Genomic DNA, 20,002 nt, shown 5'->3' on the forward strand with positions numbered 1-20,002 from the left:
ACCCAGACCAGCCGACCACTCTGCCCCGCCAGCTGTTCGCCATGACCTGGCCGATGCTGTTCGGGGTTCTGTCACTGATGACCTTCCAGCTCGCTGACAGCATTTTCATCGCCCAGCTGGGCCGGGATCCGCTTGCGGCCCTGGGCTTTACCGTGCCCATCCAGCAACTGATTGTCGGCCTGCAGGTGGGCCTGGGTATTGCCACCACCGCTATTATCTCCCGCACCCTGGGTGCCGGTGATGAACAGCGGGCCGTGCGCCTGGCCGGTCTGGTCGTCACCACCGGCGCCATACTGGTATGCCTGCTGGCGATCAGCCTGTGGTTGCTGCGCGACACTATCATGACGCTGCTGGGAGCCGAGCAGTCCCTGCTGCCGCTGATCCGCCTGTACTGGATGCCCTGGCTGGTGGCCGCCTGGACCGGCGCGGTGCTGTATTTTGGCTACAGCATCTGCCGCTCCCATGGCGATACCAAACTGCCCGGGCTGATGATGATGGCCGCCAGCCTGCTGAATATCGCCCTGGACCCGCTGTATATCTTTGTCTTCGGCTGGGGGCTGCCGGGGGCGCCGCTGGCCACCATTACCTCCTTCGGCGTCGGCTGCCTGGTGATCTACCCGGCGCTGCTGAAACGGGGGTGGCTCGGCTTTGACCTGGGGCAGCTGGAGCTGGGCAAGTCCATCCGCCAGCTTGGCAGTATCATGGCACCAGCCATGGTCAGCCAGTTGATGCCACCGGCCTCCGCCATGCTCGCCACGGCGCTGGTGGCCACCTTTGGTTCCGCCGCGGTGGCTGCCTGGGGGCTGGGTACCCGGCTGGAGTTCTTCTCCATCGTGGTGGTACTGGCACTGACCATGTCCATGCCACCCATGGTGGGCCGGCTACTGGGTCAGGGGGACATTGGCACCATCCGCAAGCTGGTTCGGCTGGCGGTACGTTTTGTGGTGCTCTGGCAGCTGGCCATCGGACTGCTCTGGCTGGCGGCGTCGGGTCTGGTCGCGGAACTGTTCACCGCCGACCGGGAAGTGAGTGACGTGCTGGGTGATTATCTGTTGCGGGTGCCGCTGAGCTACAGCGGCCTGGGGGTATGCATGCTGATGGTCTCGGTCAACAATGCCCTGGGGCTGCCCATGCGGGCACTGCTGATCTCCACCCTGCGACTGTTCGCCTGCTACCTGCCACTGTTGTGGCTGGGCGGCCAGCTCGGTGGCCTGCCCGGACTGATGTCCGGCGCCCTGGCCGGCAACCTGCTGGCCGGTATCATGGCCTACCTTCTGTACCGGCAGGGCATGATCCATCTACAGCGGCAAGACGCTCCGGCAACGGGATAAGACGCAACAGCCCCGCTCAGGAAAACCGCTCGCGGAAATAGTCCGGCAGCTCCACCACTTTCTTGTGCTGGAAGTCGAAGAACACGAAACCGTACTTGGCCAGCGCCACCGCCTGACCACTGGCTTCCTTGGTCACGCGGAACACATAGTCGCCGCCATACTTGTTCAGGTCGGTCACCCCCACCTCGAAGCGGAGGCTCTCCGGAAAGAAGGACTCGGACTGGTACATGGTCGCCAGGTCGGTAACGATGATGCCGATTCCCCGGGCAATTTTCTCTTCCAGCCCCATTTTCACCATGAACTGGGCGCGGGCCTCCGACAGCATGGAGACCAGGGCATCGTTACCCAGGTGGTTGGCACCATTGATGTCGGTGATACGCACCGGCATGGTGGTGGAAAATACAAAGACTTCATCGGGAAAAGACAGTTTGACGCGGGCCATGACACAACTACCGGAAAGATGGATCAGAAAGAAGGACGCGAATAATACGCCCTTCCGCGCCCCAAATCATCTGGAGCCTCGGAGCAGCATCCGTTATGTTAGGAGGCAACACAAAAAACTGTAACCGAACAAGGTCTGCCCCCCATGGATATCCGTCCCGCTGCCACCCTGGCCATCACCCGTGATTCCGACGAAGGACTCCAGGTCCTGCTGATGCAGCGCACCTGGGATGCCAGCTTCATGCCCGGCTTCTATGTATTCCCGGGTGGCGCCGTGGATGAGTCGGACCAGCGCTGCGCGCCCTACGTGACCGGCGGCGATGACAGCTCCGTCAGCCATGACATGAGTATCGGCATCGGCGGCAGCCATTACATGATCGCCGCGATCCGGGAGAGCTTCGAGGAAGCCGGCGTACTGCTGGCACTGGATGAGCAGGGCAACACGCTGCCACCGGAACACCCGGTTTTCCGTGAACGCGACGGCATGATCGCCGGTGACCAGACCCTGGCCGCCCTGTGCCACCAGCACGGTCTGACCCTGCCCCTGGACCGGGTTGCCTATCTGGCCCACTGGATTACCCCACCGGGACCTCCGCGGCGTTTCGATACCCGGTTTTTTGTCGCCGCCATGCCCGAGGGCCAGCAACCGGACCACGACCGGGTGGAAACCATCGATCATATCTGGCTGACACCACAACAGGCCATGGAGGAACACCGCCAGGGAACGCGGCTGTTCGCCTCACCCACCCTGCGGACCCTGCGTATCATCGCCGGCTTCGATACCACCGAGGCCATCATCCGCCACGCACGCTCACAGCCACCAGAGCCGGCACCGGACAAGCCCTGGCCCGCCAGACGGCAGGACAAGCCGGTGTCCGTGGAGCCCGGGACCGGTCCGTTCGACGAAGTTCACAAGCTGGACCCGGAAGGGCATGGCCATGCGCTGGCGGAAATCGTCCCGGGTGAGCCGGTACAGGTGGCGGCCGGGGTAACCCGCCTGACCTGTCCCAACCCCGGCGCGATGACCGGCCCCGGCACCAACAGCTACCTGCTGGGCCAGCCCGGGCAGGCGTGGACGGTGATTGATCCCGGTCCCGCCGAGCAAAGCCACCTGGATCGTATCCTGGAGATTACCGGCGGCCGGATCGAGCAGGTGCTGACCACCCACACCCATCCGGACCACTCGCCAGGGGCCAGCTGGCTCCGCGAACACACCGGCGCACCCCTGCGGGGCATGCCGGCACCGGAGCAGGACCCCATCCAGGACCATGACTTCCGACCCGACTCGGTTCCCGTGGATGGCGACCGGATCGATACCGCCGCCGGCCCCCTGAAGGTACTGTTTACGCCCGGCCACGCCTCCAACCACCTCTGTTTTCTGCTGGAACCGGAAAAAATGCTGTTTGCCGGTGACCACATCATGCAGGGCTCCACGGTGGTGATTAACCCGCCTGATGGCGACATGAAAGACTACCTGGACTCACTGGACCGTCTGCTGCACGAGGATATCCGGTGGTTTGCTCCGGCCCACGGCTTCCTTATGGGCAGGGTGGAGTCGGTGATTGACTGGCTGATCACCCATCGCCTGACCCGGGAAAAGAAAATTGCCGGAACGCTGGCCGAGCATGGCCCCGGCACACTTCAGGAACTGGTCAGGCACGCCTACGATGATGTGCCGCCAGCCATCCACGGCCTGGCCACCCGCTCGCTGCTGGCCCACCTGATCAAGTTGCGAAAGGAGAACCGGGCGACGGAGAACGGTCAGGTCTGGGCCTCCGCCGGAACCGGGTGACAGCCCGGTTAAACCTTTGTCAGGCCTCTGTACCGGGCATTCCGCTATCGGTTAGCCTTGCCGGGCCCGTGCCGAGACGGATACGCCTCTGATTCGCATGTGGCGCCGTACCAATTGCTGTCAATGGGAGACCCGATGCGCCTGAGTCCAACGTCCCGCCTGATACTGCCGGTCCTGCTGGCGGTTGCTGTTGTCACTGGCAAGACCTGGGCCCGGGATACCGGTTCCGTTGACACCGGGGGCGCCGCCCAGCCTCCCAGCATGTCGGCCCGATCGGCTGGCGACGATCCCACGCAAGACCACGCTCCCGTCAGGCTGAACGATGACGGGCCTCAGGTCATTGCCGGGCCAGCGGGCAGCAGTGCATCTTCGGCGTCAGAGAGCCAGGGGCCCGCTGCGGAAGCCCCCCTGGTGATCGAGCTGCCAGAGGATGAGTCGGTGGAAGATATTACCGCTGCGGACTCCGACATCCGCAAGGACAAACCCGCCACCGACAATAACGGAGAGCCGCAAGGCGAGGTAGCCGACAGGGAAGCCTCACCTGACCGGGTGATCCCCGAAGTCCGACCCGCCCAGGCCCGGCCCTTCCGGCTGCTGAGCGGCGAAGTGCTCCCCGGCACTACCGCCCGGCTGGGCTGGTCACCTGGCATCCAGATTTCGGGGCTGTCCCAGCCCACGCCGGTGCTGGTCGTTAACGGCAGCCTGCCCGGCCCCACGCTGTGCATGACCGGTGCGGTCCATGGCGATGAGCTCAATGGTATCGAGATCATTCGCCGGGTCATCTACGACCTGGATCCGGGTGAACTGTCCGGCACCGTGGTGGGCGTTCCCATCGTCAACCTGCAGGGCTTCCAGCAGGGCAGCCGCTACCTGGCAGACCGGCGCGACCTGAACCGTTACTTCCCCGGCAGCGAAGACGGCAGTCTGGCGCACCGCATTGCCCACTCACTGTTCGAGCAGGTCATCCTCAACTGCGACATGCTGGTGGATATTCACACCGGCTCCCTGAAGCGCACCAACCTGCCACAGCTGCGCGCTGACATGGATAACCCCGGGGTAGCCGAACTGACCAGGGGCTTCGACTCGATGGCAGTGGTCCACAGCAGTGGCGGCCCCGGCATGCTGCGAACCGCGGCCACCGAGGCGGGCGTTCCCACGGTGACCATGGAAGTGGGCGAGTCCATGCGCATCCAGCAGGAGCAGATCAAGGCCGGCGTCAACAGCCTGGTCAGCCTGATGGAAAAACAGGGCATGACGACCCGCCTGTTCCAGTGGGGCGACCCGGAACCCGTGTATTACCAGTCGCACTGGGTACGGGCTGATCAGGGCGGCATTCTGTTCAGCGACGTGGAGCTGGGCGCCTACGTGACCGAAGGCACCATTCTGGGCACGGTATCGGACCCGATTACCAACGAGCAGTCCCACATCCGGGCGGATGCCGATGGCCGGGTCATCGGCATGGCGGTGGATCAGGTGGTGATGGCCGGGTTTGCGGCCTATCATCTGGGATCCAGGGCGGAAACTGAAGAACAGGCCGAGTAGACTGGTGTACCTTTCGGGTCATCCGAATGGTAAGAACGGGATAGTCTGACAGTCTGGAGCCGACCTGTGGCACGATACGCAAACCGATCCCTCGCACTGGCCTACACCGGGCTGGTGCTGACCCCGCTTTTCTGGGCCGGCAACGCCGTGGTGGCCCGCGGCGTGGTGGACAGCATACCGCCGGTGTCCCTGGCGTTCTGGCGCTGGGTCATCGCCCTGGTGGTCCTGCTGCCACTGACGTTTCCCAAAGTCCGCCGGGAATGGCCGGTGGTGCGTGATCACTGGCCTCGCATCCTGGTGCTGGCCCTGTTCAGCGTGGCCTCGTTCAATACCCTGCTTTACGTGGCTGCCACCACTACCACAGCTATCAACATCGCCCTGATCAATTCCACCATTCCCATCATGGTGGCGTTGCTGGCCTTCCTGCTGCTGGGCGAGCGCACACGACCCATTCAGCGTCTCGGGATCGCCGTGGCATTGGCCGGTGTGCTGATGGTGATTGCCCAGGGCACGCTAGGCCGGCTGATCAGCCTGTCCTTTTCACCGGGGGATCTGTTCATGGTGGCCGCGGTAATCAGCTGGGGGATCTTTTCCGTGCTTCTGCGGCGCCTGTCGATTCCCCTGTCCGCCATGACCTTCCTGACCCTTCAGATCGCCCTGGGCACGGTACTCTTGATACCAGTGTATCTGATCGATCTGTTACTGGTGTCCGGTGGCTTCACACTGTCGGCGTCCAGCATCCCGCCGTTGCTCTATGTGGCCATCTTCCCCGGCATTCTTGCCTATGCCTTCTGGAATCACGGTGTCTGGGCCGTGGGACCGGCCAGGGCCGCCATCTTCATGTACCTGGTGCCCGTGTTCGCCTCAGTGCTGGCGTGGCTGTTTCTGGGTGAGCGGCTCGGCTGGTATCACCTGGCCGGCGGGGCACTGATACTGGTGGGGCTGTATCTCACCACCCGCAATCCACCAGCACCCCGGAATCACGGCGCCTGATTCACCGACTCGTCCAGCACCCGCTGATGCAGTTCGGCGTCTCGGTCGCTGAATAGCACAAAGCGAATGCGTTTCACCGAAGACAGACTGGCCGCCTCGGCCTGCAGGGTGGCAAAGGCGACCCGCGCCGCAGCCTCCATGGGATAGCCGAAGGCGCCGGTCGACATCGCCGGAAAGCCAATGGATGACAGCCCGTGCTTTTCCGCCAGCTGCACCCCGTTGCGGTAACAATCCGCCAGCAGTCTGTCCGACGGCTCATCCACACCGTAGACCGGACCCAGACAATGGATAATGTGGGCATTGGGCAACCCGAATCCCTCGGTGATCACCGCCTCCCCGGGCCGGATCGGGGCGAGTTTTTCACAGGCCCGGGCCAGATCCGGACCGGCCGCGCGATGGATTGCCCCGGCCACGCCACCGCCGGGCATCAGCTGGGCGTTGGCCGCATTCACGACCACGTCCAGATCCGGCTGATTGGTAATATCGCCCTGCGTGCATTCGAATTCAATGCCGTTTAACGTGTAACCGGTTTTGCTCATAACGACCCTCCACGTCATCGACGGGCAGCTACTGCCACCTCGATCTGCGCCATCGCCTGTTGGATCACCGCCAAAGGCGACCCCAGGTTCAGCCGCATGAACCCACTGCCCTGGCTGCCAAAGCTGATTCCGGGATTCATCCCCACCCCGGCCTGCTCCACCATGAACCGCTTGAGTTCGGCGTCGTCCAGCCCCAGGGCCCGGCAATCCAGCCACAGCAGATAAGTGCCCTCCGGATCCGTTACCCGGATCTCCGGCAGCTGCTGCTCCACAAAGCCAAGCACAAAATCCCGGTTGCCGCGAACATAGTCCATCATCGCCGCCACCCAGTCGGCGCCATAACGGTAACCCGCCTCGAATGCCGTGATACTGAACGGGTTGCACTGCACCATATGCAGGGAATCGAACACGTCGTTGAGCTGGCGTAACAGATCCTGGCGCTCCGATACCACCGCCGACAGCCCCATACCGGGAATATTGAAGGTCTTGCTCGGGGCCACGGTGGTCAGCAACGGATCGTCCGGCCGCGACAGGGTCGCCAGCATGCGGTGACCCGGCCGGTCCGGGTAGACCAGGTCGGCGTGAATCTCGTCGGAAATCACCACCACATCGTGGGCGCGGGCAATCTCCAGCACCGCTTCCAGCTCCGCGGTCGACCATACCCGGCCCACCGGGTTATGGGGCGAACACAGGAACAGCACCTTCACCGACGGATCCGCGGCACAGTCTGTAAGATGCTCCAGATCCATCTGGTAACCGCCATCACGTTCCACCAGCGGGTTCTCCACAACCCGGCGGCCCGCCTTGCGGATACTGCTGAAGAACGGCGGATACACCGGTGGCTGGATGATCACTCCCTCGCCTTCGGATGCAAACGCCATGGCCGCTGCATGAAGGCTTGGCACCACCCCGGGGGCCATACGAATCCAGTCCCGCCGGATGGTCCACTGGTGATGATCCCGGAACCAGTCAATCATGGCCTCGTACAGGCTGTCCGGGAACAGCGTATAACCGTACGCCGGATGCCGGGCGCGGCTTACCAGGGCCTCGGTTACCACCTCCGGCGCGGCAAAGTCCGTATCCGCCACCCAGAGAGGAATCACATCCTCCCGCCCGAACACCGCCTTGCGGGCATCAAATTTCACCGCACAGGTATTTTCCCTGGAAAACGACTGATCAAAATTCATCGGCGCTGGTTTCCCCCTGCAAACATGAATAAAACGCGACTCCGAGCTTAACATGGCGCCAAAGGCCAGGTGACGGCAGTTCCCGCAATCCTCTACACTAGTGTCCCGTTTGGTTAATTCGCTGACCTACTGTTTACCCTGCTTTCCAGTCAGCCCCGGAGACTCCATGGTAGGCCAGATCCTGTCGACCCTGTTGCCGGTCTTCCTCATTGCCGGATGTGGCGCCCTGTACGGCCGCTACCGGTCAACGGACATCCAGAGCATGAACGCCGTCAACATGGAACTGTTCGTGCCCATGCTGGTGTTCGCGGTACTGGCCGACCAGCAGGCACCGCTGGCGGACTATGCCTGGCTGGCAACGGCGGCAGCCGTGATCGTGCTCGGGTCGGGGCTGCTGCTGTGGCCGGTGGCGAAACTCCTGGGGCTGAACCTGAAAACCTTCCTGCCACCGATGATGTTCAGCAACTCCGGCAACATGGGCATTCCACTGATCGTGCTGGCGTTCGGGGAGGCAGCGCTGCCGGCGGCCATCGTGCTGTTCATCGTGGAAATGCTGCTGCACTTCTCGGTGGGCCTGTACATGCTGGACCCGTTCACGTCGCTGCTGAAAAGGCTGCGGGTGCCGGTAGTGCTGGCTACGATTGCCGGGCTGGCGGTCAATATCGGTGGGGTTGCCCTGCCCGGCTGGCTGATGGAAGCCCTCAACATGCTCGGCGGCATCTGCATCCCGCTGATGCTGTTCACCCTGGGCATCCGCATGCTGGATGTGGACTTCAGTGACTGGAAACTGGGCATGCTGGGGGCCATCGCCTGCCCCGCCAGCGGCCTGATCCTGGCCTGGCCGATGATCGCCCTGCTGGACCTGCCGGGGCTGCAGGTGGCCAGCCTGTGGGTGTTCGCCGCTCTGCCACCGGCGGTGCTCAACTACATGGTGGCAGAGCAGTACCGGCAGGAGCCCCACAAGGTTGCCTCACTGGTGCTGATCAGCAACCTGGGCAGTCTGCTGGTGATGCCGCTGGTGCTTGGCCTGGTGTTCAGTGCCGGCTACGTCTGAACCGTCTGCTGCTCCTGCCCGAGCAGTTTCTGCAGCGCCTCGCCACTGAGCACTTCCACCTCCAGCAGCTGTTTGGCGCCGTTCTCAAGTGTCTCCCGGTGGGATTCCAGAATCCCGGTGGCCTGGTTGAAGGCCTGATCGATGAGTTCTCGAATGGCCTGATCAATGGCTTCTGCCGTGGCTTCACTATACTGGCGGCTGTTACCCAGCCAGCGCTGCTGCATGTGATTCTGAGACGATTGCTCGTAGGTCACCTGCCCCAGTGCCGGAATCATGCCGAACCGGGTGACCATATCCCGGGCAATTTCCGTGGCCTTCTCGATATCATCGGCAGCACCGGTGGAGGTGGCGTTGAATACCAGCTGCTCCGCGGCCCGCCCGCCGAGCAGAACCGTCATGCGATTGCGCAACTCCTGCTCCGAGAGCAGAAACCGGTCCTCCGTGGGACGCTGGAGGGTGTAACCAAGAGCACTGATACCCCGGGGAATGATAGACACCTTCTGCACCGGGTCCACGCCTTCCAGCGACATGGCCACGAGAGCGTGGCCCAGTTCGTGATAGGCCACCGTTCTCCGCTCCTTCTTGCTGAGAATACGGTTTTTCTTTTCCAGACCGGCAACGATGCGTTCGATGGCCGCGTTGAAGTCCTCCAGCGTGACCACATTGGCATTGCGGCGGGTGGCCAGCAATGCGGCCTCGTTGACCAGATTGGCCAGGTCGGCGCCGGTAAAGCCCGGGGTCAGTGCGGCAACCTTGTCCATATCGATAGACGGTTCCAGCTTGATCTTGCGGATATGAACTTTCAGGATCTGGGCCCGGCCGATGCGATCGGGGCGGTCCACCAGTACCTGGCGATCGAAACGCCCGGCCCGCAGCAACGCCTGATCCAGGATTTCCGGGCGGTTGGTGGCCGCCAGCAGGATCAGACCGCTGGAGGGGTCAAACCCGTCCAGCTCCACCAGCAGCTGGTTGAGGGTCTGTTCCTTTTCGTCATTGTTCATCATGGGGTTGGCACCCCTGGCCCGGCCCAGGGCGTCCAGTTCATCGATAAATATGATGGCCGGCGCCATGCCCCGGGCCTGGTTGAACAGATCCCGCACGCGGGCGGCACCAACCCCCACGAACATCTCGACAAACTCGGAACCACTGATGGACAGAAAGGGGACTGAGGCCTGCCCGGCCACGGCACGGGCCATCAGGGTCTTGCCGGTGCCCGGCGGCCCCACCAGCAGCACACCCTTGGGGATATGGGCGCCCAGCCGACTGTACTTGTCCGGGTCCCTGAGAAAGTCCACCACCTCCTGCAGTTCCGCCTTGGCCTCATCCACGCCGGCGACATCGTCAAAGGTGACCCTGGTGTCCTTCTCCATATAGATCTTGGCCTTGCTCTTGCCAATGGACATCATACTGCCACTGCCACCGCCGCCCATGCCGCTCATGCGCCGCAGCAGGAAACTCCAGACCAGCACCAGCACCGCCAGCGGCAGCAGCCAGGACAACATCGAGGTGAGCCAGGTATTTTCCCGCACCCCGGTATAGGACACGCCCGCCTCTTCCAGCACCTGCACCAGATCCGGGTCCTCGACACGAATGGCGCGGATACGAACGGTATCATCTCCGGATGGGCGCAACCGGCTTACCTCTTCCGATGACAGATAGGGGGACAGCTGATCCGCCCGCACAGAGGCCTTGACCTCCTCCGTGGCCACGGTCACTTCCTGTAGTTCGCCAGCCAGAGCCAGAGCCCGGAACTCGCTGTAACGGATGGTTTGCGGCTGGGAGGAAAGCCAGTCCGGCAACAGGAACAGAAACAGCAGCACCGCAACGAAATACCAGATGGAATACTGCGTGCGCTTGTCCGGGCTCGGCGTGGGCATGTTTCGTTTCCTGTTGGCAAGGCAGAATTTTTTCGGGTCCCAGTATAGCCTGTCAATCGCAAGCTAACGGGTGACTTCAGTCAAAGTAACAGGTTAGCACCAACCACCGGAGCCCCGGGAACCGCCAGGCACTTGCAACCATGCAAGGTTTGGCCGATGGTAAACGGAGTTATCCCCGATTCCGTTCACCGATATGGAGGTCTTCCCATGAGCGTTCTGCTTCTTGTGATCAGTGCCCTGGTGCTGATTTATCTGGGACTTGGCGGCACCGTTGCGACGGTGGTGCTGATTGCCGCCACCCTGGCCGGTATGGCCCAGGACAACTGGCACGTACTCAGCATCCTGTTCGGTGGTGGCCTGCTGGCCCTCGCACTGATCATCCTCCATGCCCGGGACCTGCGCCGGGACAAGCTGAGCAAGCCCCTGCTAGGCTGGGTACGCGGGCAGTTGCCAACGCTCTCGGATACCGAGCAGGAAGCCCTCAAGTCGGGCTCCGTGGACTGGGACGGTGAACTCTTTTCCGGACAGCCACAGTGGTCGAAGCTGCTGGGTGCCCGCCCGGCCCACCTGACCAGTGAAGAACAGGCGTTCCTGGATGGCCCGGTGGAAAAACTCTGCGCCATGCTCGACGACTGGAAGATCACCCACGAAGATTACGACCTGCCCAACAAGGCCTGGAAGTTCATCCGCGAGAACGGCTTCTTCGGCCTGATGATTCCGAAGGAACAGGGCGGCAAGGGCTTCTCTAACACGGCCCATTCTGAAATCGTGATGAAGATTTCCACCCGCAGTGTCTCCGCGGCGGTAACCGTGATGGTGCCCAACTCGCTGGGGCCGGCGGAGCTGCTGATGGAATACGGCACCGACGAGCAGAAGCAACACTACCTGCCAAGGCTCGCCGGCGGCGAGGAAATTCCCTGTTTCGCCCTGACGTCCCCGGTGGCCGGCTCCGATGCCGGCGCCATTCCGGACAAGGGTATCGTCTGCAAGGGCCAGTGGAACGGCAAGGAAGTACTGGGCCTGAAGGTGACCTGGAACAAGCGCTACATCACCCTGGCGCCGGTGGCCACGCTGATCGGCCTGGCCATCAAGGTCTACGACCCGGACAAGCTCCTCGGCGGCACTGACAATATCGGCGTGACCTGCGTCATGGTGCCCCGCGACACCGAAGGCGTGCATGCCGGTGCTCGCCACCTGCCCATGAACACCGTGTTCATGAACGGCCCTACCTGGGGCAACGACGTGTTCATTCCCATGGAGCAGGTCATCGGCGGTCAGGACATGCTCGGCAAGGGCTGGAAAATGCTGCTGGAGGTCCTGTCCATCGGCCGCTCCGTCTCGCTGCCGGCCCTGGGCACCGGTGCCGGCAAGCTGGCTGGCCTGGCGACCGGCTCCTACTCCCTGGTGCGGGAACAGTTCGGACGTTCCATCAGCCAGTTCGAGGGCGTTCAGGAAGCCCTGGAGCCCATCGCCGGCTACACCTACATGATGGATTCCGCCCGCCTGCTGACCGTCGGCATGCTGGACCGGGGGGTACGGCCCTCGGTGCCCTCCGCCCTGCTCAAGTATCGCAATACCGACCTGATGCGCGAAGTCATCAACCACGCCATGGACGTGGTGGCCGGCCGGGGCGTGATCACCGGCCCCCGCAACTTCATGGCCCGGGCCTATCAGGCGGTACCCATCGGCATTACGGTGGAGGGAGCCAACATCCTCACCCGCAGTCTGATGGTGTTCGGCCAGGGTGCCATCCGCTGCCATCCGTTCATTGTGGACGAGATCGAGGCCGCGGGCATGAAGGACCAGAAACAGGCGGTGCGCAAGTTTGACGATACCTTCTACCGCCATATCGCCCACACCACCCGCAATGCCCTGCGGGCACTGTTACTGGGCCTGACCCAGGGGCTGGCGGAGCCGGTGCCACGGGAAGGCAATATCCAGAAACACTACCGCCAGCTGGCCCGGTTCTCCTCGGCCTTTGCGCTGATGACCGATGTCACCCTGCTGTCCATCGGCGGCGGACTCAAGGCACGCCAGCGCCTGTCCGGCCGCATGTCGGACTGTCTGGTGCATCTCTATTACGCCAGCGCGGTGATCAAACAGTGGCATGAGGAAGGCTACCCGGACGATCAGCGGCCGCTGGTGGAATGGTCCCTGCAAACCTGCCTGCGGGACCTGCAGAAGGCCATGCGCGAGGCGGTGATCAACTTCCCGGTACCGTTGCTGCGCTGGCCGTTGCGCATACTGATCTTCCCGCTGGGGGCCACCGGCCTGAACGGTCCCGATGACCGGTTGGGGGCAGAAGTCGCCGCTACTATCGTTCAGGACACGCCGTTACGCCAGCGCATCAGTCGGGGCTGCTACGTCAATGAAAAACCGGACGATCCGCTGGGCCGGGTAATGAACGCCTATCGGCTGGCCAATGAAACCCGGGACCTGCGGGCCCGCCTGCATGAGGCCCTGCGCAACCGCGATCCGGATGAGCTGGGCGGTATCGACATGCTGTTGGGACACCAGCGCAAGGAACTGGTGGACTGGGCCCTTGAACAGGGTGTAATCAAGGAGGACGAATCAGAGAAACTGCTGGAAGCGCTTACCGCCCTGTACGACGTCATCCGCGTGGATGCCTTCGATGACGAGGGCCTGAAGGCCCTTGCCCGCTGTGCCAAGGGCAAGCGTAAGGTGGTGGAGCGCCCGCCCCGGGATGACCAGCCTGATGATCAGGCGTAGGGACACAGTGATAGGAACGGCTATCTGAGCCTGCGCCCTGCATCCCCTCTCCCCAACGCGGGAGAGGGCCAGGGTGAGGGGGGACGCCCGCAGGGCGCTATCAGGTCCAACCACAGTGCCAAACCGCTCCACCCTCTCCCCAGCCCTCTCCCCTCAAGGGAGAGGGAGTTTAACGGCGTTGCTGGCTCTCGTCTCTAAACGTGCGTCAGAGCGTGGCGACGCCCCGGCCGCTCAAGGTGCGGAGCGTTGTTGAAGTTCAGTACCCGGCGCGCGCTGCGGCCCACGATCACCTCGCAGAACGCGGTATTGCGGAACTGGAAGTTGAAATGGATGGCGCCCCGCTGGGGGCCTTCGATGAGCTTGGTGAGAGCCGAGCCAATGACCCCGCCAGAGGTCACCACAAGCACCGCATCATCCCGGCCGGCACCCTCGCAGGCGTGATTGATGGCGTCGTCAATGCGGTTACCGAAATCGCCCCAGGTTTCGCTGACGTCGGTCAGGCGATCGTCAATCCAGGCTTCGTAGGCGGAACGGAAGGTGCGCCAGTAGTCCTTGAAGTCCCGCTTCTGGTGCAGGTGCTGGTCACCATGGCCGGTAAAGGCACGGTACATCATTTCGCCATCGTACTCGTTTAACCCGGGGTGGGTGGACACGTCAGCGCCGGCCCCGGCCATGCCTTCAAGCACCCCCCTGGCGGTGTCCTGCTGGCGCTGCAGGTCGCCGGCCACTATCCGGTGGAAATCCAGTTCCCGTTCGGCGAAATATTCACCCAGCCAGCGGGCCTGTTGCCAGCCCAGCTCGGAAAGTCGGTCGTAATTGGCCTCGCCAAAAGACGCCTGGCCATGTCGGACGATAAACAGTTTTGCCATGGAATACCTGATCCGGTTGTCGGTTGCGAAGGACACATCCTGCCCCAGCCATCACTGATTGACCACCCCTCACAACAGCTGCCAGGCGATAAAACCCAGGGTGCCGCCGGTCAGTAACAGCGCAATAATCGCCACCACGCCATCCCGGGCGATCATCGCCAGGCCAAACGCCATCAGTGCCAGGCCGCCGCCGTTGGCACTGAAGGGCACCACTTCCATCAATGGCATCGCCAGAGCCACCAGCAGGCAGGCCAGGGCCAGCAGCAGGTTGCCGCCGCCGTCCATGAGTACCGTCAGGCGGGGCCGGGTAAACCGGTCCAGGAAGCGGGCCGGCTTATGCAGCCATCGTGCCCCGGTGTGCAGCTTGTCCCGGGGCACCTTGCGCTCACTCAGCCAGCGGGGCAGCCAGAGGTGACGACGACGAAACAGAAGCTGGCCCACGGTCAGCAGAACCAGCATGCTCATCAGCGTGGGCACTCCGGGAATATCGCCGATCAACGGCGCCAACACCACCAGGCCGGCCACCACGACCACCGGCCCGAAGGTGCGTGTGCCGGCCGCCGTGAGGATGTCTCGCACCGATACGTCCGTGCCATCGCCATCGGTGGCACGTATCCGTTCCAGCACGGCATCGAGGTCGTCGTTCTTGTGCTGTATGGGCTTGTCAGGGGTTTCGCTCATGGTATCCCTCCGGCGTCAGCGGACAACAATCCGCTGTCTTCAGCCCGCGCCAGCAACCACTGCCTCAGGGCACGCAGGCCGGGTTCGTGGCGACGGCTGATCTTGCTGGCGAAATAGAAATTGTCGCCGGTGACCACACTGTGCAGCGGCAGGCGAACGAAGTCGCCGGCATCATCCCGGTTGCTGAGCATGTAGTCATTGGTCAGGGCAATACCCTGATGGTACCGGGCCGCCTCCAGTGCCAACAGCATATGGCTGAAATGTTGCACCTGTGTGGAAGGCGGCAGCGGGCTACCCACCTCGGCAAACCAGGCTTCCCAGTCACCGCAGGTTCTATTATAGATGCTGAACGTGGACAGTAGCGGATGGCGGGCCACATCCGTATGGCTCAGGCTGTCGGTTGCCATGTCCTGCCAGTACTGACGACTGCAGACCGGAAACAGCCGTTCCCGGTACAACAGATCGTAACTGAACGCCGGTGAATCCGTATTGACGGTAATAAAACTGTCTGCCACCCGCCCCGACAGTATCGGATGCTCGCCGGTCATTTCCAGCACCAGCTGAACCTCGGGGTGCTGCCGATGCAGGTCCGGCAGCCGGGGCACCAGCCAGCGCACAGCGAAAGAGCTGAACACCGCCAGCCGCAAGCGGCTGTCCTGCCGCCCCAGCAACTGACCAGTGGCCTTGTCGATCTGGAACAGGGCGGAAGAGATACCTTCCAGATAGTCCTGCCCTTCCCGGGTCAGCGCCAGCGTCCGCCCCTGGCGCTGGAACAATGGCTCGCCCAGGAAGGTTTCCAGCTGCTTGATCTGATGGCTGACCGCACTCTGGCTGACGTTCAGTTCGTCAGCCGCACGGGAGAAGCTGTTGAGGCGGGCGACCGCCTCGAACACCGGCAGTGATTTCAGGGGAGGTAGTTTCATTATCCAATAATCTCATATCACGACAACAAATATCATTTTATCGGATACCTGAAGCTTCCTATACTCCCTGCTCCGGCCATCAGCTCGAAGGAGGGCAACCCAATGTCAGGCAAGACCATCAATAGCGCCATCCTGCTGCTGGTCATCGGTAACGCCATGGCCATCGTGTCCGATGTGTTCATCAAGCTGATGGAGCCCCAGGCGCCGGTATTCCAGTTTGCCTTCCTGCGCAGCCTGATCACCGTTGCTCTGCTGCTGCCCCTGCTGAAAAAAGCCGAATTTCGCCGCCTGTTTGAAGGTGCCGCGGTACACGCGGTGCGGTCTCACGTTCTGCTGGCCGGCCTGCTTTGCATGGTGGTGGCACTGACCACCCTGCCCCTGGCGACTGCCAATGCCGTGTTCTACGCCGCACCGGTGATCGTGATGGTGATGTCGGTGGTGTTATTCAGGGAGCGGCTTTCGCCACTGAGTATTCTGGCGGTAATCAGCGGCTTCGCCGGCGTGCTGGTCATCCTGCGGCCCGTGGCCCTGGACCTGTCGTCTCTGTCGGCGCTGGGCACCGCGTTCTGCCTGGCGATAGCCGCACTGATGGTGCGCAAGTTGCCCAAACGGCAGTCCACGCTGCACAAACTGTTCCTCAACTCGCTGCTGGTATTGCCGGCCAGCCTGGCCCTGGCCATCTGGGAGGGTGCGCCCTGGCACTGGGAGATCATTATCAGTGCGGTGGGCTCCGCAGTGTTCATCCTGGGGTACAACGCCAGCGTATTGAAGGCCTACCACCATGTTGACGCCAACCAGGTTACCAGTGCCGAGTACACCGGGCTTATCTGGGCCATCGGCATCGGCTGGCTGATGTTTGGCGAAATACCGGACCTGTGGTTTGCCACCGGCAGCCTGATGATTGTGGTGCCGCTGGTACTGATCGGCCTGAATCAGCGCCGCAAATACCGGTTGCTCTACCGGGATACACTGACCCGGGGAGCCGGCTAAGGTCCCAGTGACCGGGCCAGGGCGAGCTCCGATGCCAGCGGCCGGATCAAGGCAGTCTGAAAAACCACCCGCCAATTGCAACTGACTGAATTTCCTACCGATCAGTATTTTGAACCGGTTCCCAATTTAAGACATTTAACGGTTTGTCACTTAGTGTCGCCATGGTGATAAGGGCAAGATGGGACCCTATCAAGGAACTGACCCATTTCGCAGGAGGCGCCTCATGTCCAGGGCCCTGGCCTTTGTCACAGGTATCGCAGTCATTATTGTTGTACTGCTGGTCCTGTTTACCCCCGACTCTGACCCGCAAACCGGAACCCCCGACAACGGGGCCGAAACCGACAGCTCCGGCAATGGCAGCGAGCGTGCTGCTCCGGCTGCGAACAAGGCCACAGTCAGTGGCCAGAACCCCGGGGAGCAGAGCAGCAAGCCCGCGGAACCGGTATCCCGCTGGCCGGACCCGGACGATACCTCGGCTTTGCCGGCAAGACCGGACAACCCGGCCCGCAACGCCCGCCCGTTGGTGTCTCTCTGGCAGGCCGGCAGCAACCCCACCAAGACCGAAGTCGACGGTTTCCCCGCCACCCGTCTGAAGGCCGACCCGCAGGCCCTGGCCGGCCTTCACGTGGGACAGCAGGTAGCGCTGCAGGTGCCGGATCTGAATCGCACCGTCACAGCCCGGCTTACCACCACTCACAATCAGCTCAACAACATCGAGGTCTTTCGTGGCCCGGTGACCGGCGGCCACAAAAAAGACAACGTCATTGTCACCCGGGGCAACACCTCCACCTACGTGGTGGTGAACACTCGTGAGGGTGTCTACTCGGCGGTCATCGACAACCGTACCGGCGATGCGGTGCTGACCAGCGAAAAAGACGTTCAGGACAATCTGGCAGGGGAGCAGGACGCCATTCCGGTACCGGGTGTCAATCAGACCCCGCCCGGCACACCTTCCGGCTGAGCCCCGGCAGTCTCTGCAGTAAGGCGGCCAATACCGTGGCGGCTGGCAGTAACTCGTAAAGAACGGCGAGAGGAGTACCCGCCGTGGTAAAAATTCATCCTGAATCAGGGACCGACGTTATGAAACACTCCATACAATGGCTTGCCGGGCTTTCCCTTGCCATGGGAAGCACTGTCTGCCTGGCGGCCAACCAGATTGATGTACTGGTCTATTACAATGACGAGGCGGCCGGCACCAGCTCCGGCGAAGACATTGATGCCCGCATTGTATCCTTTGTCGAGCACGCCAATCAGGCCTACCGCAACAGTGATATCGATATCCAGCTCCGCCTGGTGGGCACTGAACGGGTGCAGGGCAACTACGGCGGCGTTGATGGCAACGTTCTCGGGCGCTTCCGTTCCGATAGCACCGTCGCCCGCCAGCGGCGGGAATATGGTGCGGACCTTGTGGCACTGATCAGCACACCGCAACGCACGGCCGGTGGTTACGTCTGCGGTGTTGGCTACCAGCCCGGCGGCTCCGAAGGTGCCGGCACCTTCTACTCCAATGCCTCCGCCTATGGCTACAGCATGTCCGGCGTGAACTGCGGCTACAACACCTTCGTCCACGAATTGGGCCATAACATGTCGCTGGGCCATTCCGACGCCCAGAATTCGTTCGGCTCGGTATTCCCCTGGGGCCGGGGGCACGGGGTATCCGGTCTGTTCAGCACCATCATGGCCTATCCACAGTCCTATGGCACCCGCAACCACCTGGCACAGTTCGCCAGCCCGGACCAGGTCCGCTGTGAGGGTCAGCCCTGCGGCGTGGACGCCAACCGCAGCAATGGCGCCGACGCTGTTACCGCCGTTAATCGTCTGGCTTCCCAGGTAGCCGATTTCATGCCCACCGCGGTGATCGATGATGGCGACCCGGAGGAAGAAGAGCCGGACAATGGCGGCGATCCCGATGATGGTGACAGCCCGGGCAACGGTGGCAACGACCCCGACCTGCCGGTATGTGACAAGCCGGAACTGGCCGAGAACAACCTCATCAGCGGCCCCGACTTCAACGACCTGTCATCCTGGAGCAGCTTCAACAACGCCGCCACGCTGACCACGGCAAGCATCACCACCGGCTGTGGCCGCGATAACCTGCTGCTGGCAACCGAGCGCACCGAATACTACGGCGGCCCGGTACAGACCATCGAAGGCGGCCTGGAAGCTGGCGCCCGGTACCGGATAACCGCCAAACTGGCCCTCGCCGGCACCGATGGCCGTGACGCGGTCCGTGCCAGCATCGAACTGACCGACAACGAAGGCACCCGCTACCAGAACCTGCCGGAGCTGTCCGTCACCGCCAACGAACTGAGCGAGTACGACGAGACCTTTACCGTATCCAGCGAAGGCGGCATCAGCCAGGCCCGCCTGCTGATCGCCGGCCCGGCCGAGGGTGTGGACTTCGTGGCCGACGAGATCCGTCTGGTGAAAGTGTCCGACGCACCTGACGAAGGCGACGACGGTGACACCGGCAATGGCGGCAACACCATCGTATTCGAGGAAGGCTTCGAGCAGGGCGGCACCGGCTGGTCCGGTTTCATGGGCAGCTGGGTATTCCGTACCCGCACCGCCAGCGAGGGCAACTTCGGTCTGGCCTCCATGTTCCGCAGGAGCATCTACTCCGGTCCGGCGATGGAAGCTTCCGGCCTGATCGAAGCCGGCAAGACCTACAATGCCTCCTTCGACATCATGCTGAGCAACCGCCGCCTGGCCAACGACAGCGCCCAGCTCTGGGCCTGGTATGTGGATGACCAGGGCGCGCACTGGCAACAGCTGGGGCAGGGCCAGATGGCGACCAACAACTGGTCTTCCATCCAGAGCCAGTTCAGCATTCAGCCCGCCGGGGCCATCAGCCAGCTGAGACTCCACATCATGGGTGCGGATACGTCCAGCCGAATCATTATCGACAACTTCACACTCGGTCTGCAGTAGAAGTACTCAGCGACCTGTTGAGCACCCGGCCTTTCGGCCGGGTGCTCCTTTTTTCTGCCCCTGCCTGTACTACCCTCTCTATAGTCGACGAACTGACTGGACAAGCGACCGCGCTGGTGTCT

The 20,002-nt window shown here is 62.7% G+C and carries 16 protein-coding genes; 9 read left to right on the forward strand and 7 right to left on the reverse strand.

What is annotated here, in order from left to right:
- Nucleotides 1–41 precede the first annotated feature (41 nt).
- Entirely contained in the window at nt 42–1,331 is a 1,290-nt protein-coding gene (locus IE079_RS18430; RefSeq protein ID WP_189578605.1) for an MATE family efflux transporter, read from the forward strand.
- Between the two features lie 16 nt (nt 1,332–1,347).
- Here IE079_RS18430 and IE079_RS18435 read toward each other — a convergent pair whose 3' ends face one another.
- Entirely contained in the window at nt 1,348–1,773 is a 426-nt protein-coding gene (locus IE079_RS18435) for an acyl-CoA thioesterase (protein ID WP_189578504.1), read from the reverse strand.
- A gap of 144 nt (nt 1,774–1,917) precedes the next feature.
- On the opposite strand from IE079_RS18435, the gene IE079_RS18440 reads away from it, so the two are divergent.
- The 3 genes from IE079_RS18440 (at nt 1,918) to IE079_RS18450 (ending at nt 6,099) form a co-directional block, all read left to right on the forward strand.
- Nucleotides 1,918–3,564: an MBL fold metallo-hydrolase gene (locus IE079_RS18440; protein WP_189578506.1), complete on the forward strand. Its 1,647-nt coding sequence runs from the start codon at nt 1,918–1,920 to the stop codon at nt 3,562–3,564.
- Nucleotides 3,565–3,699: 135 nt separating this feature from the next.
- Nucleotides 3,700–5,106 (forward strand): succinylglutamate desuccinylase/aspartoacylase family protein, encoded by a 1,407-nt coding sequence (locus tag IE079_RS18445; protein ID WP_227712611.1) that lies wholly within the window; start codon nt 3,700–3,702, stop codon nt 5,104–5,106.
- Between the two features lie 66 nt (nt 5,107–5,172).
- Complete coding sequence (locus tag IE079_RS18450; protein ID WP_189578508.1) at nt 5,173–6,099, forward strand: DMT family transporter; 927 nt, start codon at nt 5,173–5,175, stop codon at nt 6,097–6,099.
- Here IE079_RS18450 and IE079_RS18455 read toward each other — a convergent pair.
- Nucleotides 6,087–6,638: a macro domain-containing protein gene (locus IE079_RS18455; protein ID WP_189578510.1), complete on the reverse strand. Its 552-nt coding sequence runs from the start codon at nt 6,636–6,638 to the stop codon at nt 6,087–6,089. The genes IE079_RS18450 and IE079_RS18455 overlap by 13 nt on opposite strands.
- A 14-nt stretch (nt 6,639–6,652) precedes the next feature.
- Nucleotides 6,653–7,825 carry a MalY/PatB family protein gene (locus tag IE079_RS18460; protein WP_189578512.1) on the reverse strand — a complete coding sequence of 391 codons (1,173 nt, stop codon included), beginning with the start codon at nt 7,823–7,825 and terminating at the stop codon, nt 6,653–6,655.
- A 166-nt stretch (nt 7,826–7,991) separates the two neighbouring features.
- Between IE079_RS18460 and IE079_RS18465 the strand changes: the two genes are divergently transcribed.
- Entirely contained in the window at nt 7,992–8,879 is an 888-nt protein-coding gene (locus tag IE079_RS18465; protein WP_189578515.1) for an AEC family transporter, read from the forward strand.
- Here IE079_RS18465 and ftsH read toward each other — a convergent pair.
- Nucleotides 8,870–10,756 (reverse strand): ATP-dependent zinc metalloprotease FtsH, encoded by a 1,887-nt coding sequence (ftsH, locus tag IE079_RS18470; protein WP_189578517.1) that lies wholly within the window; start codon nt 10,754–10,756, stop codon nt 8,870–8,872. The two genes, IE079_RS18465 and ftsH, sit on opposite strands and share 10 nt — an antisense overlap.
- A gap of 207 nt (nt 10,757–10,963) precedes the next feature.
- Between ftsH and IE079_RS18475 the strand changes: the two genes are divergently transcribed.
- Nucleotides 10,964–13,486: an acyl-CoA dehydrogenase gene (locus IE079_RS18475; RefSeq protein WP_189578519.1), complete on the forward strand. Its 2,523-nt coding sequence runs from the start codon at nt 10,964–10,966 to the stop codon at nt 13,484–13,486.
- A gap of 194 nt (nt 13,487–13,680) precedes the next feature.
- On the opposite strand, the gene IE079_RS18480 is transcribed toward IE079_RS18475, so the two are convergent.
- From IE079_RS18480 to IE079_RS18490, 3 genes are all read right to left on the reverse strand, one after another.
- Nucleotides 13,681–14,355 (reverse strand): histidine phosphatase family protein, encoded by a 675-nt coding sequence (locus tag IE079_RS18480; protein ID WP_189578521.1) that lies wholly within the window; start codon nt 14,353–14,355, stop codon nt 13,681–13,683.
- Nucleotides 14,356–14,424: 69 nt separating this feature from the next.
- On the reverse strand, nt 14,425–15,036 hold the full coding sequence (locus IE079_RS18485) for an exopolysaccharide biosynthesis protein (protein ID WP_189578523.1): 612 nt from the start codon (nt 15,034–15,036) through the stop codon (nt 14,425–14,427).
- Entirely contained in the window at nt 15,033–15,959 is a 927-nt protein-coding gene (locus tag IE079_RS18490) for a LysR substrate-binding domain-containing protein (RefSeq protein WP_189578544.1), read from the reverse strand. The genes IE079_RS18485 and IE079_RS18490 overlap by 4 nt, the downstream gene beginning before the upstream one ends.
- 102 nt (nt 15,960–16,061) lie before the next feature.
- On the opposite strand from IE079_RS18490, the gene IE079_RS18495 reads away from it, so the two are divergent.
- The 3 genes from IE079_RS18495 to mep72 all read left to right on the forward strand — a co-directional run bounded on the left by IE079_RS18495 (nt 16,062) and on the right by mep72 (nt 19,880).
- Nucleotides 16,062–16,949 (forward strand): DMT family transporter, encoded by an 888-nt coding sequence (locus IE079_RS18495; protein ID WP_189578546.1) that lies wholly within the window; start codon nt 16,062–16,064, stop codon nt 16,947–16,949.
- A gap of 223 nt (nt 16,950–17,172) precedes the next feature.
- Entirely contained in the window at nt 17,173–17,910 is a 738-nt protein-coding gene (bamI, locus tag IE079_RS18500; protein WP_189578548.1) for a biofilm-associated metzincin protease inhibitor BamI, read from the forward strand.
- A gap of 119 nt (nt 17,911–18,029) precedes the next feature.
- Entirely contained in the window at nt 18,030–19,880 is a 1,851-nt protein-coding gene (gene mep72 / locus IE079_RS18505; RefSeq protein ID WP_189578550.1) for a biofilm-associated metzincin protease Mep72, read from the forward strand.
- The last annotated feature ends 122 nt before the right edge of the window (nt 19,881–20,002 follow it).

Origin of the sequence: Marinobacter zhanjiangensis (genome assembly GCF_014651935.1) — a bacterium.
GTDB classification, from domain to species: Bacteria; Pseudomonadota; Gammaproteobacteria; order Pseudomonadales; family Oleiphilaceae; genus Marinobacter; species Marinobacter zhanjiangensis.

Excerpts from the sequence above, each read along its gene's own strand:
- IE079_RS18475 (WP_189578519.1), top strand. The coding sequence starts at position 10,964 with ATGAGCGTTCTGCTTCTTGTGATCAGTGCCCTGGTGCTGATTTATCTG.
- IE079_RS18455 (WP_189578510.1), bottom strand. The coding sequence starts at position 6,638 with ATGAGCAAAACCGGTTACACGTTAAACGGCATTGAATTCGAATGCACG.
- IE079_RS18430 (WP_189578605.1), top strand. The coding sequence starts at position 42 with ATGACCTGGCCGATGCTGTTCGGGGTTCTGTCACTGATGACCTTCCAG.
- IE079_RS18460 (WP_189578512.1), bottom strand. The coding sequence starts at position 7,825 with ATGAATTTTGATCAGTCGTTTTCCAGGGAAAATACCTGTGCGGTGAAA.
- IE079_RS18445 (WP_227712611.1), top strand. The coding sequence starts at position 3,700 with ATGCGCCTGAGTCCAACGTCCCGCCTGATACTGCCGGTCCTGCTGGCG.
- IE079_RS18480 (WP_189578521.1), bottom strand. The coding sequence starts at position 14,355 with ATGGCAAAACTGTTTATCGTCCGACATGGCCAGGCGTCTTTTGGCGAG.
- IE079_RS18485 (WP_189578523.1), bottom strand. The coding sequence starts at position 15,036 with ATGAGCGAAACCCCTGACAAGCCCATACAGCACAAGAACGACGACCTC.
- bamI (WP_189578548.1), top strand. The coding sequence starts at position 17,173 with ATGTCCAGGGCCCTGGCCTTTGTCACAGGTATCGCAGTCATTATTGTT.
- IE079_RS18490 (WP_189578544.1), bottom strand. The coding sequence starts at position 15,959 with ATGAAACTACCTCCCCTGAAATCACTGCCGGTGTTCGAGGCGGTCGCC.
- IE079_RS18495 (WP_189578546.1), top strand. The coding sequence starts at position 16,062 with ATGTCAGGCAAGACCATCAATAGCGCCATCCTGCTGCTGGTCATCGGT.
- IE079_RS18435 (WP_189578504.1), bottom strand. The coding sequence starts at position 1,773 with ATGGCCCGCGTCAAACTGTCTTTTCCCGATGAAGTCTTTGTATTTTCC.
- ftsH (WP_189578517.1), bottom strand. The coding sequence starts at position 10,756 with ATGCCCACGCCGAGCCCGGACAAGCGCACGCAGTATTCCATCTGGTAT.
- IE079_RS18465 (WP_189578515.1), top strand. The coding sequence starts at position 7,992 with ATGGTAGGCCAGATCCTGTCGACCCTGTTGCCGGTCTTCCTCATTGCC.
- mep72 (WP_189578550.1), top strand. The coding sequence starts at position 18,030 with ATGAAACACTCCATACAATGGCTTGCCGGGCTTTCCCTTGCCATGGGA.
- IE079_RS18440 (WP_189578506.1), top strand. The coding sequence starts at position 1,918 with ATGGATATCCGTCCCGCTGCCACCCTGGCCATCACCCGTGATTCCGAC.